The 13,808-nt window shown below is 60.9% G+C and carries 12 protein-coding genes, 1 tRNA gene and 2 rRNA genes (1 of these 15 cut by a window edge); 4 read left to right on the top strand and 11 right to left on the bottom strand.

The window, feature by feature from the left end:
- The 5 genes from rfbD to AB7F10_RS00070 form a co-directional block, all read right to left on the bottom strand.
- Nucleotides 1-888, bottom strand: a complete 888-nt coding sequence (gene rfbD, locus AB7F10_RS00090) for a dTDP-4-dehydrorhamnose reductase (protein ID WP_428558367.1) — start codon at nt 886-888, stop codon at nt 1-3.
- On the bottom strand, nt 885-1,928 hold the full coding sequence (rfbB, locus tag AB7F10_RS00085) for a dTDP-glucose 4,6-dehydratase (protein ID WP_428558423.1): 1,044 nt from the start codon (nt 1,926-1,928) through the stop codon (nt 885-887). Before rfbB ends, rfbD begins: the two co-directional genes overlap by 4 nt.
- Nucleotides 1,929-1,936: 8 nt before the next feature.
- A complete protein-coding gene (gene rfbC, locus AB7F10_RS00080; protein ID WP_428558369.1) occupies nt 1,937-2,497 on the bottom strand; it encodes a dTDP-4-dehydrorhamnose 3,5-epimerase in 561 nt (186 codons plus the stop codon).
- A 169-nt stretch (nt 2,498-2,666) separates the two neighbouring features.
- Nucleotides 2,667-3,545, bottom strand: coding sequence for a Rad52/Rad22 family DNA repair protein (locus tag AB7F10_RS00075; protein ID WP_428558370.1), 879 nt, complete (start codon nt 3,543-3,545; stop codon nt 2,667-2,669).
- The gene (locus AB7F10_RS00070) at nt 3,545-4,045 is read right to left on the bottom strand and encodes a siphovirus Gp157 family protein (protein WP_428558371.1); all 501 of its coding nucleotides are present in this window, start codon (nt 4,043-4,045) and stop codon (nt 3,545-3,547) included. Before AB7F10_RS00070 ends, AB7F10_RS00075 begins: the two co-directional genes overlap by 1 nt.
- 64 nt (nt 4,046-4,109) lie before the next feature.
- Between AB7F10_RS00070 and AB7F10_RS00065 the strand changes: the two genes are divergently transcribed.
- A complete protein-coding gene (locus AB7F10_RS00065; RefSeq protein ID WP_428558372.1) occupies nt 4,110-4,385 on the top strand; it encodes a helix-turn-helix domain-containing protein in 276 nt (91 codons plus the stop codon).
- A gap of 588 nt (nt 4,386-4,973) precedes the next feature.
- Here the strand turns inward: AB7F10_RS00065 and AB7F10_RS00060 are convergent.
- Nucleotides 4,974-5,444, bottom strand: a complete 471-nt coding sequence (locus AB7F10_RS00060; protein ID WP_428558373.1) for a terminase small subunit — start codon at nt 5,442-5,444, stop codon at nt 4,974-4,976.
- A gap of 247 nt (nt 5,445-5,691) precedes the next feature.
- Between AB7F10_RS00060 and AB7F10_RS00055 the strand changes: the two genes are divergently transcribed.
- Nucleotides 5,692-6,339: a D-glycero-alpha-D-manno-heptose-1,7-bisphosphate 7-phosphatase gene (locus AB7F10_RS00055; protein ID WP_428558374.1), complete on the top strand. Its 648-nt coding sequence runs from the start codon at nt 5,692-5,694 to the stop codon at nt 6,337-6,339.
- Here AB7F10_RS00055 and AB7F10_RS00050 read toward each other — a convergent pair.
- Together AB7F10_RS00050 and AB7F10_RS00045 are read right to left on the bottom strand one after the other, a co-directional pair.
- Nucleotides 6,328-7,650 (bottom strand): O-antigen ligase family protein, encoded by a 1,323-nt coding sequence (locus AB7F10_RS00050; protein WP_428558376.1) that lies wholly within the window; start codon nt 7,648-7,650, stop codon nt 6,328-6,330. The genes AB7F10_RS00055 and AB7F10_RS00050 overlap by 12 nt on opposite strands.
- A 58-nt stretch (nt 7,651-7,708) precedes the next feature.
- Nucleotides 7,709-7,785 (bottom strand) — tRNA-Met (locus AB7F10_RS00045).
- Nucleotides 7,786-7,990: 205 nt separating this feature from the next.
- Between AB7F10_RS00045 and AB7F10_RS00040 the strand changes: the two genes are divergently transcribed.
- Entirely contained in the window at nt 7,991-9,070 is a 1,080-nt protein-coding gene (locus tag AB7F10_RS00040; RefSeq protein ID WP_428558377.1) for a CHAD domain-containing protein, read from the top strand.
- A gap of 59 nt (nt 9,071-9,129) precedes the next feature.
- A complete protein-coding gene (locus AB7F10_RS00035) occupies nt 9,130-10,914 on the top strand; it encodes a chloride channel protein (RefSeq protein ID WP_428558378.1) in 1,785 nt (594 codons plus the stop codon).
- 17 nt (nt 10,915-10,931) lie between these two features.
- On the opposite strand, the gene AB7F10_RS00030 is transcribed toward AB7F10_RS00035, so the two are convergent.
- The 3 genes from AB7F10_RS00030 to AB7F10_RS00020 form a co-directional block, all read right to left on the bottom strand.
- Entirely contained in the window at nt 10,932-11,417 is a 486-nt protein-coding gene (locus AB7F10_RS00030; RefSeq protein ID WP_428558379.1) for a DoxX family membrane protein, read from the bottom strand.
- Nucleotides 11,418-11,612: 195 nt separating this feature from the next.
- A 5S ribosomal RNA gene (rrf, locus tag AB7F10_RS00025) occupies nt 11,613-11,727 on the bottom strand.
- Nucleotides 11,728-11,816: 89 nt separating this feature from the next.
- Nucleotides 11,817-13,808: ribosomal RNA gene (locus AB7F10_RS00020) — 23S ribosomal RNA — on the bottom strand (it continues 821 nt past the right edge of the window).

Here is a 13,808-nt window from a genome sequence, read left to right as displayed (position 1 = left end):
TCACCGATCTCCTGCTTCGGCCAGCCGGTCGAGGCAGGCCTCAAGCGATGTCTGCCAGTCCGGCAGGCGGATGCCAAGCTCGCGTTCGATCTTCGCGCAATCGAGCCGGGAATTGGCTGGGCGCGGCGCCGCCGTCTTGTACTCGGCGGTCGTGATCGCCTCGAGTTGCGGCACCGCCCGGCCGCGCCGTGCCCAGCCATCGAAGATCGCCTTGGCGAAGCCGTACCATGTCGTCTCGCCGCGCCCGGCGACGTGATAGAGCTTGCCGCCGCGTTTCGGGCCTTCCAGCACCGTCAGGATGGCGTCGGCAAGGTCGAGCGCCGAGGTCGGATTGCCGGTCTGATCGTCGACCACGCGCACCACCGGCCGCTCGGTGGCGAGCCGCAGCATGGTGCGCACGAAATTGGTGCCGCCTGCGCTATAGACCCACGCGGTGCGCAGGATATTGGCGGCGGGGTAGACAGCGCGCACGGCGATCTCGCCGGCGAGCTTGGAGCGGCCGTAGGCACCGAGCGGGGCGGTGGCGTCGTCCTCGACGTAAGGCGAGGGCTTTCGTCCGTCGAACACATAGTCGGTGGAGAGATGAACGAACGGCACGCCGGCGCGCGCCGCGGCGGTGGCGAGCGACCACGCGCCGGTCTCGTTGATGGCGAAGGCCGAAGCTTCCTCGCTCTCGGCCTTGTCCACTGCCGTAAAGGCTGCGGCGTTGACGATGGCGCGCGGCCTGACGGCGGCGACGGCCGCATCGACCGACGCGGGATTGATGAGATCGAGGTCGGGCCGGCCGCGCAGCACGAGTTCGGCGCCGCGCGCGGCGGCGCGTTCGGCGAGGCAGCGCGCGACCTGCCCCTCTCGGCCGACCACCAGGATGGGGCCGGCCTTGCTCATTTCAGCCCGAGACGTTCGCCGCCATAGACGCGCTCGCGCAGCGGCTTCCACCATTCGGCATTGGCGAGATACCACGCGATGGTGCGCTCGAGCCCGGTCTCGAAGTCGAGCGACGGCGACCAGCCGAGTTCGCGCCGCACCTTGCTCGCGTCCATCGCGTAGCGCGCGTCATGGCCGGGACGGTCGGTGACGAAGGTGATGAGCTTGCGTCGCGGCTGCGCGCCCGGCTGCAAGCGGTCGATGATGTCGCAGATCGTCTCGACCACCGTGAGATTGGTACGCTCACTGTCGCCGCCGAAGTTGTAGCTTTCCCCGAGGCGGCCCTTTTGCAGCAGCGTGATCAGGCCGCGCGCATGATCCTCGACATAAAGCCAGTCGCGCACATTCGCGCCCTTGCCGTAGACCGGCAGCGGCAAACCATGTGTCGCGTTAAGGATCATCAGCGGGATCAGCTTTTCGGGAAACTGATACGGCCCGTAATTGTTGGAGCAGTTGGCGATGACCGCCGGCAGGCCGTAAGTCCGATGCCAGGCGCGCACCAGATGATCGCTGCCCGCCTTGGTGGCGGAATAGGGCGAGCTCGGATCGTAGCGGGTGTCTTCGTGGAACTGGCCGTCGCTGCCGAGCGAACCGTAGACCTCGTCGGTCGAGACATGGACGAAGCGGAACGCCTCGCGCTCGCCCGGCGCGAGATTGGCGGCATAACTGCGCGCCGCTTCGAGCATCTGATAGGTGCCGATCAGATTGGTCTCGACGAAGGCCGCCGGGCCATCGATCGAGCGGTCGACATGGCTCTCGGCGGCGGCGTGCAGCACCGCTGTCGGCTTGTATTTGGCGAAGATCGCGTCGAGCGCCTTGCGGTCGCAGATATCGGCCTTCTCCAGCACGTATTTGGAATTGCCGGACACCGCGTCGAGCGAGCGCAGGTTGGCCGCATAGGTCAGCTTGTCGACATTGACGACGAAGGCGCCGCCGGCGACGAGCTGGCGGCAGATAGCGGAGCCGATGAAGCCCGCGCCGCCGGTGACGAGAATGCGCATCCCGGCCGTCATGCGAACGTATCCCGCAGCGCCGCCAGCGTCGGCAGCGTCTTGTCACGGTCCGCGAGGGACGCGGCCGCCGCGTCGATCGGCCAGGCGATGCCGAGCGCCGGGTCGCTCCACAAGACGCCGCGCTCATGCGTCGGGGCGTAGCTGCTGTCGACCTTGTAGAGCACCTCGGTATCGGGTTCGAGCGTGCAGTAGCCGTGCGCGAAGCCGACCGGCACGAACAACTGCTGGCCCGCCTCGCTGTCGAGCGTCACCGCGACGTGGCGGCCGAAGGTCGGCGAGCCGCGGCGGATGTCGAGGGCGACGTCGAAGATGCGCCCGCGCAGCACGCGCACGAGCTTGGCCTGCGCATGCGGCGCGGTCTGGAAATGCAGCCCGCGCACCGTGCCGGCGGCGCGTGAGGCCGCCTGATTGTCCTGCACGAAGTCGGTCGCGAGACCGGCCGCGACGAAATCCGCGCGCGCGTAGGTTTCCGCGAAGTGGCCGCGCGCGTCGGCGAACCGCGGCGCTGAGATCAGCTTCACGTCGGGAATGGCAAGCGCAGTAACGGCAAGCTTCATCGGTGGCCCGGACCCGGTCCTTCGTCGGTGCAGGGATTTATAGCGTTTCCGGCGCTGCCGCGACGGCAATTTTGCCGCAAACCGGCGCCGTCAGTCCTTGTCGCCGGCGATATGGTTACCCGGCGCGGGGTCCCAGGCGGCAAGATCGCCGAGACTGCCGGGCTTTTTGCTAATTTGACGCATCCTTTCCAAGATCGAGATTTTGACGTGTTCTCGTCCACAACTCGTGAGCAACCGCGAGCGCATCAATCTTCTGAATTTGCCACCAATTTCTTTCATTTCCGAAGCGATGAAGTTCACGGTGGTGCCCTCGGCAAAGGGGTACTGTATACTCATCACTGACCTTGAGCCCCAACGCTTTTGGTTGCGCAAATTTCAGATGATGCGCATCTGAGGGATGCCGACCACAGATCAAACAGGGACGCGTCGCGACGTATCTAAGATGCGCACGATTTCGAATTCGCTTCGGCGCAGCGATCGTCAACAGGCTTTTGTCAATTCTGCCCGCTTCACCCAACGGCAAGATTGCACAATTTTCCTTGTTCGCCTCTTGGCTCCTTGGCCGGGCAGCGGCATATTGGAAATTAAACGTGGCAGACTGATTACTTGGCTGACTTTCACTCCTAGCACTACTTCGATCATAAAGTGCTAAACCAAAGCGGCTTCCGAAGGTTGCTAGTGCGCGCTTGGTGGCATCAGTTTCCGCTGCCTTAAGCGCCGTATCGTGCACTTCGCCAGCCGTATTGCCCCACCCCTCTCCGGTACCGTGCCCATCACGAATGATGGCAGTGCCGTCAGCCCAAACTGTAATTCGTGCTTTTGCTGTGTAAACAGCAGTAAACATGCCGCGATTCTCGCGAGCCAGAACACATTTGGATTCGAGCGTTTCGCGACTCCAGCCATCGAAGCCAAAAATTCGATTGGCCTCGGAAATAGCGTACCATCCCTCAATGTAGGAGAGCTGTCGCCCGTTCGTCTCACGTGTTCTAACTCGGCTTTGGTCAAGCTTGCGTCGTAGCGCTTGCCTCTGTTTGATTGTAAAACTCATTATCGCACCCTCGCCGACAAGACCGGCGTCGGATTTGAAAGCATTACACCGTCAATCTCCGCACCTTCTTTGAGCTCATTTGCTAGTTTCTGACGGTTCAACTGCGGCTCCCCGGATATCCAGTAATTGCGTGGAATCACGTTTTCATCGACGACAACTAGTGCCGGGGTTCCCGGCCTCAGCGAGATAGTAAAATCTGGTGCAAGAATATTTTTGAGATCGAGCTCGACCATTACGTCTCGCGCGATCTGACGGCGTTTAGACGCCCGCTCTTGAAACCTGACAAGCCTTGCCCGCATGTCAATGATTCGGCATTTTAGTGCAGCAACGCGAGATTCGTCTTCCAAAGCAGATCTCATGATAGCGATAATGATTTCATGAAGATCGGTAAGGCCTTCGACGGTGTCGGCCAAAGTTTGTTCGTCAATGGCAGGGTCTTCCCTCTTAATACACTCCCGAATTGCGCGATATCGCACAGCGGAACACAACAACTGATCCATGATATTACCTCGTACAGAGAAACGGCCTTGAACGTTGAACTTTTCTGATACTAAAAGTATCATTATGGAGAAGCGCTTGTCAATACCAAAAGTATCAATTCGTCAGATTAAGGCTGGGAGGGCGCTTCTAGGCTGGTCTCAGGACGACCTCGCAAATAAGTCCAATGTCTCGCTGCCAACCATCAAGAGACTCGAAGCTGCAGAAGACATCTTGGGCGGGCGCGAAGACACAATAAATAAAATCCTCAACGCAATGGCTGAGGCAGGGTTGTCATTTATTGAGGAGAATGGAGGCGGCGCCGGAGTACGAATAACAAAAAGAAAGAAACGTTTTCGATAGAAGCGCTGTGGCAATTTGATTAGAAGATCGCAATGAACGCCTCTATTTATTACTGATAGAAAAATTCATGCCCGTCTTGAGCTCAGACTTAAAAAGTCGAGCGCAATACAATTAGATATCCTTTTATGGAATGGTGCGGTCGGGCGGTAGCATCTCTGCCGACATCGCTAAAACGACGTCCGTCGCAGCCTTCACCCGACCGCATCTCAATATTATCTTATTGATCATGCTACCGCAACGTACTCTTGAGATTTTTTCAACCTGATTGGCTATCTCAAAGAACCTCAAGCATCATTCAATACGCAAGAAATGTTTTGTGCTGCCTCAGCAAGGAACATACGACAAGCGCGTGGCACCTCTGCCAGTATCGGTCGAGACAGAAGCACGCTCCTTCATCTACACGCCTCGTCAGATACACTGCTCTTGGTAGACCGCAATATAAACGCCGCTCAATTCGATTCTTGGAAATTAAATTATTAGCCGAGCGAAGAGCAGTCGTTGCCATTTTGAAAAGGAGCAGGAAAGCGGTGCGATCAAATACCGAGATTACCGAGCATGCTTTCCTACTCAATTTTCTGCGAGCTTTTACTAACGCGAAGATGATTTCCGCTTCGCATTTTTTCTGCGGTTGAACGCGCCAAGCATGTCCCCAAGCCTCTCGAGCGCCTTAAGCCGATCTTGCATCTTCAGTGAAATGCGCGTGCGATTGCTTTTGCCGGTTGTGGGGTAACACTTGAACTCGACAACCACACTCGCAGCTTCGGGGGGCCATTGTGAGACCGGGAGAACTCTCCCATGCTCATCAAACAAGGAGGAGATTTTGAAATCGACGATTTTTGCTAGTTCGTCGATTATTTCCCGCCTCTCCGCGCTTAAACGCTCTTGCTGAGAGCGCTCCAGGTTCGCGATCTCTCCCCGGATGGAGGGTTTCCTTAGGTTCTCGCTGGCGATCGCCCTCGCCGTCCTCTGACTGTAGCCTGCGGCAATCGCTGCTTGGGTCCCATTGAGACAGCGAAAATATTCTTTCACGAAACGCGCTTGCCTGGCGGTGAGTGTCATGCCAACCTCGAATCAACAACCTGTTGATCTAAAAGCATAAAGCCGAATGGTTGCGCTGAAATGTTAGGTTTTGTCAGGTCCGAAAAATTGGTTTGTGCGCATGTAAACGCGGCACAATTTTCTGAGCTGAGCTGATTGGCTCGCGTCAAAAATCGCGTGCGCTCAAGTGAGCCGGAATCGGCGGAAAGCGACCCGGCGTTTGAAGTTGAGGAGTTGGATGGTCGCCGGCTCAACGAGGCTCTCGGACGTGACTTCGGGCGATTTTCCTCTCGATCAGGACGGGGTCTGGTGCGAGGTCTATGCGCGCCCTGACGGCCGCCGACCCGCGCTGTTTCTCGACCGCGACGGCGTCATCGTCGAAGAGACCGGCTATCTTCGTCGCGTCGAGGATATTGCCTTGATTCCCGGCGCCGCCGCGGCGATCGCCAACGCCAACGCGCGGGGCGTGCCGGTCGTCATCGTCACCAATCAGGCCGGCATCGGCCGCGGCATGTTCGGCTGGGACGTCTTTCTTACGGTGCAGCAGACGATCAATGAGAGGCTGACCCGCGAGGGCGCCCGCATCGATGCCGTCTATGCGACGCCGCATCATTCGGAGGGCGTCGGCGAATTCGCGCATCCGAACCATCCGGCCCGCAAACCCAATCCCGGAATGCTGTTACGCGCCGGCACTGCCCTGAACATCGACCTCGCCGCGTCCTGGCTCGCCGGCGACAAGCTGAGCGATATGGAGGCGGCGAAGAATGCCGGCCTCGCAGGTGGACTCCACGTCCTGACCGGACATGGCCGCAGCGAGCGTGACAGAATTCTTCAATGGAGAGCGGACAACGGCTTCGATGTACGCCTTGGCGGATCGCTGATCGAAGCGATGCAGCTGTCGATCCTAGCGTCCTGATTCCACTTCATCCGGCGGCGATGCCCAGATGACCTGCGCGGCGAGCGCGCCGATCATCAGCGCATAAAACGTCGCCAGATATTTCAGCGCGAAGGTCTCGGTGGACAGGCCGAAGCAGAAGACACCGGCGATATAGCCGAGGCCGATAACGCCGGCGGCCGAGGCCTCCTTGATGTGCGACCTGGCGGCGCGCCAGAACAGCACAAACGGGACGCCGAACATCAACAGCGTCGAGATCACGCCGAAGATGCCGGAACGGACCATGTTCTGGAACAACTCGTTGTGCGCGCCGTTGTGCGTCAGGGCGTATTGCAGCAGGTCGGTATAGAACGGCCGGATCGCGGGAATCGTCATCAGCGGAGGCGTTCCGCCGTCGCCATAGCCATAAAGCGGCTGCGACAGGAACAGGTGCCACGACGCCCGCAGGAGCGAGAGCCGCAGGCCGCCCGAGGTGTCGCGTAAACCGCCGTCGAAATAAGCGCGATAGTCGATCAGGGCCGCATCGACGCGCGTGTGCACCGGCTGCAAGACCAGATAGGCGAGCACGCAGGCGAGCGCCAGCGCCGCAGTTCCACCCGCGATCATGGTCACGTTGCGAATCCGGGCCACCGCGAACAGCCAGATCACGAACAACACGGGAATGGCGAGCCAGCCCGAGCGCGATTCCGTCAGGACGGAAACCCAGAGGCCGACGACCAGCGCCGCCAGTTTCAGCACGATCGCGATCGGCCCGTCTTTCTCGACGAGGTTGATCATGAAGGCCGACAGCACGCCGAGCAGCAGCATGTACTGGCCGAGACTCAGAGGATCGACAAAGTAATTCGACAATCGCCCGCCCCATTTCGCGAACGGATCGGGACCAACGAGAAGCCCGGCTGCGCAGAGCAACACCGCGAGCGGACAGGTCCACTGGAAGATCTTGAGGAAGTTGACGCGGCGTGCGGTGAGATAGAGCAGCACCGCGACGCCGCCAAGCGGGCGCAGCGGCGCGTCATAGGGTTGCGCTTGAAAATCCCAACGCAATGTCTGGCTGGCGAGAATGGCGACAACGGCCGAGGCGAGTGCGGCGGTGAGCCAGCCGATACGGCGGTCGCGCCACAGCGGCCAGTACAGTTCGGAGTGTCGGCAGATGTCGTAAAGTGCGAGCAGGACGAGGACCAAACAAAGCGCGTTGGTCCAACCCTTGACCGTCAGGAACAAGAGCGGCGCGAGACCGGCAATCACGGCCGCCACGGCACTGTTGCCGTCGGCGTCCGCGGAAACGAGATTGCGGGTCCGGCAAAACCGCAGCAAGCGCGCTCCGGCGTCCATGAACTATTCCGCCCCCGCTTGCGCCTTCGCCCCGTCGCGCGATCCGTTTTTTTGGAATTGGTTGCGGGGGTAGGATTTGAACCTACGACCTTCAGGTTATGAGCCTGACGAGCTACCGGGCTGCTCCACCCCGCGCCAATTCATCAAGCCAATCAAGCAGTTATATGCTTTTTCGGCTGCCGCCGGCGCCCTCCCCACTGTCATGCCGGTGTCATAAAAAACCGGCCGGCAGCATGCATAATCGGGTGCCAAACGACGACGCGCGGGATCTCCCCCGCGCGAGAGACCCGTATGTAGCAACGCCCGGCGGCAAAGAAAAGAGCGTAAGCGCGCGTATTTCATGGATATTTCGCATGACGCGGCAAAAAAACAGCGGGCCGCTGCCGTCTCCGGCAATGGCACGGGCAGCATCGGCGTCGCTCTGGCGGCCGCCGGACGCAACATTCTGGCGGATGCCCGCCGCGGGCTGATCGCGCCCGACCTGTCGCCGGCGCAGGCTGTCCACGAGATCCGCAAGGCGCTGAAGCGCTGGCGCGCGCTAATGCGGCTGCTCGCACCGATCCTCGGCGAGCCTGCGGACCTGATGCGGCGGGAGGCGCGCGAGATGATGCGCAATCTCGCCAGCGCCCGCGACGCGCAGGCCTGCCTCGACGCCCTCGACGACCTGCGCAAGAGCGACACCGAATTGTCGCCCACCTCGATGGCGACCATCCAGGACCGCCTTGCCGCGCTGAAGGCGCAGGCCGAGGCCCAGAGCTTTTCCGGCGCCACCCGCGATCAGCTGTCGCGCTATCTCGACGACGCGCTGCTGACGCTCGAACGCTGGCCGCTCGCCGACATCGCATTCCCTGCGATCGCCGACGCCCTGGCCGTCACTTACCGCCGGGCGCGGCAGATCGTGCCGGACGACTGGAACAAGGCCGACGCCGATCACCTTCACGACCTGCGCCGCCGGGTCGTCGAGCATCGCCACCAGATGGAATTGATCGAGCATCTGTGGCCGCGGCTCGGCCGGCTCTGGACCGAGGAAGCGCAGCGGCTGCGCAACCGGCTCGGCGCCTGCCAGGATCTGTTCGTGTTCCACCAGATGACCGCGCGCAACCAGCCGCTCGCGCCGTGGCGCTCTCGGCTTGCGCCGGCGATCGCGGCGCGCCGGGAGGCCCATATCCGCGCCGCCGCGCGGCTGGCCGACCGGTTGTTCGCCGAAAAACCGAAGGCGTTCCGCCGGCGCATCGCCAAGCTCTGGGACAACCGGGTCTCCGCGGGCGAGGACGCGAACACGGCCGTCGTGAAGCCGGCCAAAGCAGTCAGGTCGAAGCCGATCAAATCGTCCCGCAAAGCCGGCGCGCCGCCGACACAAAACGGCCCGAAGCCACCGGTAACGAAAACACCCAGGAAACCCGGCCAATCCGCCTCTTGAGGCTATACGCCGGCAGTGTTGTGGCGTAGCAAGGCGCCAAAGCCGATGAGGCGCGGCCGATGTCATCCATCACCGCGGGCGCGCGCACCCGCATTATCCGGACCGGGTTCGAGATCCCCCAGAAACTGCGCGCGCTGGTGCGTGCGCGGGAGTCCGGGCTTGTCGTTCTCGGCGCACTGATCGGCGCCATCGCCGGCGGCGTGGTGGCCGCGATGAGCCTCGGCGTGGCGATGCTGCACACCGTCCTGTTCGACGTGCCCTGGGGCTCGCGGCTCTCGAGCCTCACCGCGATCGATCCCGCGCTGGCCATCGCCGTGCCAACCGTCGGCGGGCTTCTTTTCGGCCTTGCGCTCACCGCCCTGCTGCGCTGGCGACCGGGACGCGAAATCGACCCGATCGAAGCCAACGCCCTGCATGGCGGCCGCATGTCGGTGCGCGGCAGCCTGATCGTCGCGCTGCAAACGGTGTGGTCGAGCGGCGTCGGCGCTTCGGTCGGCCTCGAAGCCGGATATACGCAGCTGGCAAGCGGCCTTGCGTCGCGGATCGGACAGGCCTTTCGTCTGCGCCGCCGCGACCTGCGCGTGCTGGTCGGCTGCGGCGCCGCGGGTGCCATCGCCGGCGCATTCGGAGCGCCGCTGGCCGGCGCCTTCTACGCCTTCGAACTGGTGATCGCGAGCTATTCGGTCGCAAGCCTCGCGCCGGTCGGCATCGCGGCGCTGGTCGGATTTCTCGTCGCAGGTGCGCTCGGCCAGCCGCCGCTCGACATCGGCGGCATGTATGTCTCGCATGTACGCGGCCTCGATCTCGCCATCGCGGCGCTGGTCGGCCTGCTCGCCGCCGGCGTCGGCGTCACGCTGATGCGCGGCGTCGCCTTGTGCGAGACGCTGATGAATTCCGTGCGCATCCGCCCGGCACTGAGGCCGACGCTCGGCGGCCTCGTGGTCGGCGCCTTCGCCATCGTCACGCCGGAAGTGCTGTCGTCCGGCCACGGCGCCATCCACATCTCGTCGACGCTGACCAGCCCGCTCGGCGCCATCGCGCTGCTGTTCGTGCTCAAGTCGCTGGCCTCGATCGTGTCGATCGGCACCGGCTTTCGCGGCGGCCTGTTCTTTGCGTCGCTGCTGGTCGGCGCACTGGGCGGCCGGCTGTTTGCCGAAGCCGCCAACACCCTGATCCCCTCGCTGGGTCTCGACGCCCATGTCTATGCCGTGGTCGGCCTCGGTGCGCTGTCGGTCTCGGTGATCGGCGGGCCGCTGACGATGACCTTCATCGCGCTGGAGACGACCGGCGATTTCTGGCTGACCACCGCGGTGCTGATCAGCATCATCGTCGCCGCCCAGGTGACGCGCGAGACGTTCGGCTACTCCTTTGCCACATGGCGCTTCCACCTGCGCGGCGAAAGCATCCGCAGCGCGGCCGATGTCGGCTGGATCCGCGAGCTGACCGTGCGCCGCATGATGCGGCCGGACGTGCGCACCGTGCCCTCGCATACGACAGCCGGCCGCTTCCGGCTGGTGTTTCCGCTCGGCTCGGTGACGCAGGTGATCGCGATCGACGAGAGCAAACGCTATGCCGGCATCGTCCAGGTCGCGGAAATCCACGCGCCGGAAGTCGACGAAGCGACGCCGGTGCGCGACCTCGCGCACTTCCGCGACACGGCGCTGCTGCCGACCATGACGGTCAAGGATGCGATGGTCGCCTTCGAAAAGGCGGAAGCCGAAGCGCTGGCGGTGATCGACTCGCTGGAAAAGGCAGAGGTCGTCGGCCTGCTCACCGAGGCCTACACGCTGCGCCGTTACAAAGACGAGCTCGAGCAGCGCCGTCAGGAGCTGCTCGGCGAGTAGCGCCGGCCGTTCCGCGCCTAGGCGACGAGCGGCCGCAGCACCGCGCTGTTCCTTACGACATCGAGTTTCTCGGCCCAGGCATCGAGCCCGAACACGTGGCCGGCCCGTTTGACGGCGAGATAGGTCAGCACGCCGGCATAGACGAGATGATAGTCGACAATAAAGTTGTTGGTGTTCTCGATGAACGGCCAGTCCATGTGGGCGAACCAATAGACGATCATCAGCAGCACGCCGAACGCCGCCGAGATCCGCACCATCAGGCCGAACAACAGGGACAGACCGATCAGCAGATGCCCGTATTCGACCATGAAGGTGGTGATCGGCGCCATGGTCGGCGTGGTGAAGATCGCGAATGCGTCGTGAAACGTTTTGGTGTGGCTGACAAAGCCGACGACGGAAAAGCTCGGTACGAACACCTGATGCGAGGCGGCATAGAGGAAAGTCCACGCCATCAGAAAACGGAAATAGAGAACGATGGCCTTTTCGGTGGAAGATGTCGGCATGACGAAACCCTCTCGATGATCAGACCCACGATGGCCGTGGTTGAGAGGCTATGCTTTGCAGGGGCCGGCTTCTTGATCTGGCGCAAGTCCGGAACGGGCCGCGGACAACAAAAAACCCCCGCCGAAGCGGGGGTTTTTCGTAGCTCTGTTTGCGACAAAGCAGCATCGTGATGAGGAATTTCTCGTCCTTGGCAGGCCTGGCAGCGACCTACTCTTCCAAGTCTTGAGACTTAGTACCATCGGCGCTGAGGAGTTTAACGGCCGAGTTCGGGATGGGATCGGGTTCAGGCCCCTCGCAAAAACCACCAGGCCGGCCAAAGACGAGATGAAGCAAAGCGTTGGTCAATCTAACCGCCATTCCGTCGCGATCACGACATGAATGGACATTGAGTAATGAGAGCAATCAAGACAATCGAGCGATTAGTACCGGTAAGCTCAATGCGTTGCCGCACTTACACACCCGGCCTATCAACGTGGTGGTCTACCACGGCTCTCAAGGGAGAACTCGTTTCGAGGTGGGTTTCTCGCTTAGATGCCTTCAGCGATTATCCCGTCCGCACATAGCTACGCAGCACTGCCGCTGGCGCGACAACTGCTCCACCAGAGGTGCGTCCATCCCGGTCCTCTCGTACTAGGGACAGATCCTCTCAATTCTCCTACACCCACGACAGATAGGGACCAAACTGTCTCACGACGTTTTGAACCCAACTCACGTACCACTTTAATTGGCGAACAGCCAAACCCTTGGGACCTGCTCCAGCCCCAGGATGTGATGAGTCGACATCGAGGTGCCAAACGATGCCGTCGATATGGACTCTTGGGCATCATCAGCCTGTTATCCCCGGCGTACCTTTTATCCGTTGAGCGATGGCCCTTCCACGCGGGACCACCGGATCACTATGACCGACTTTCGTCTCTGCTCGACTTGTAGGTCTCGCAGTCAGGCAGGCTTATGCCATTGCACTCAACGAGCGATTTCCGACCGCTCTGAGCCTACCATCGCACGCCTCCGTTACTCTTTGGGAGGCGACCGCCCCAGTCAAACTACCCACCATGCAATGTCCCGGCCCCGGATAACGGGACGCGGTTAGACATCCATAACCACCAGGCTGGTATTTCACATTTCGACTCCACCCGAGCTGGCGCCCGAGCTTCAAAGTCTACCAGCTATTCTACACAAACAGTCACGAATGCCATTGCAAAGCTATAGTAAAGGTGCACGGGGTCTTTCCGTCTGACCGCAGGAACCCCGCATCTTCACGGGGAATTCAGTTTCACTGAGCCTATGCTGGAGACAGCGGGGAAGTCGTTACGCCATTCGTGCAGGTCGGAACTTACCCGACAAGGAATTTCGCTACCTTAGGACCGTTATAGTTACGGCCGCCGTTTACCGGGGCTTCGATTCAAGGCTTGCACCCCTCCTCTTAACCTTCCGGCACCGGGCAGGCGTCAGACCCTATACGTCCACTTCCGTGTTCGCAGAGTCCTGTGTTTTTGATAAACAGTCGCCACCCCCTGGTCTGTGCCACCCCTCACTGGTTGCCCAATGAGAGGTCCTCCTTATCCCGAAGTTACGGAGGTAAATTGCCGAGTTCCTTCAGCATAGTTCGCTCAAGCGCCTTGGTATTCTCTACCAGTCCACCTGTGTCGGTTTAGGGTACGGACTATGTGGGGGCTATTTCCTGGAACTCCTTCGCTGCCAGATCAATCCAGTAAGACCTGACAACTTACGGAATTCGTCACCACCCACCGGCTGCCGAATATTAACGGCATTCCCATCGATTACGCCTTTCGGCCTCATCTTAGGGACCGGCTAACCCTGCGCAGATTAGCTTTACGCAGGAACCCTTGGACTTTCGGCGACAGAGTCTTTCACTCTGTTAGTCGTTACTCGTGCCAGCATTCGCACTTCTGATACCTCCAGCGGCCCTCGCGGGTCCACCTTCATCGGCTTACAGAACGTTCCGCTACCGCGTACACTTGCGTGCACACCCAAAGCTTCGGCTCGTGGCTTGAGCCCCGTTACATTTTCGGCGCGGGAACCCTTATTTAGACCAGTGAGCTGTTACGCTTTCTTTAAAGGATGGCTGCTTCTAAGCCAACCTCCTGGTTGTTATGGGATTCCTACATCCTTTCACACTTAGCCACGAATTAGGGGCCTTAGCTGTTGGTCAGGGTTTTTTCCCTCTCCACAATGGACGTTAGCACCCACTGTGTGACTCCCGGATAGTTCTCGCAGGTATTCGGAGTTTGGTTGGGTTTGGTAAGACGGTGAGTCCCCCTAGCCCATCCAGTGCTCTACCCCCTGCGGAATTCATCCGAGGCGATACCTAAATATCTTTCGCGGAAAACCAGCTATTTCCCAGTTTGATTAGCCTTTCACCCCTAGCC

It is taken from the genome of Pseudolabrys sp. (assembly GCF_050250095.1).
Taxonomy (GTDB): Bacteria; Pseudomonadota; Alphaproteobacteria; order Rhizobiales; family Xanthobacteraceae; genus Pseudolabrys.
This window is presented reverse-complemented; position numbering and strand designations above follow the sequence as displayed.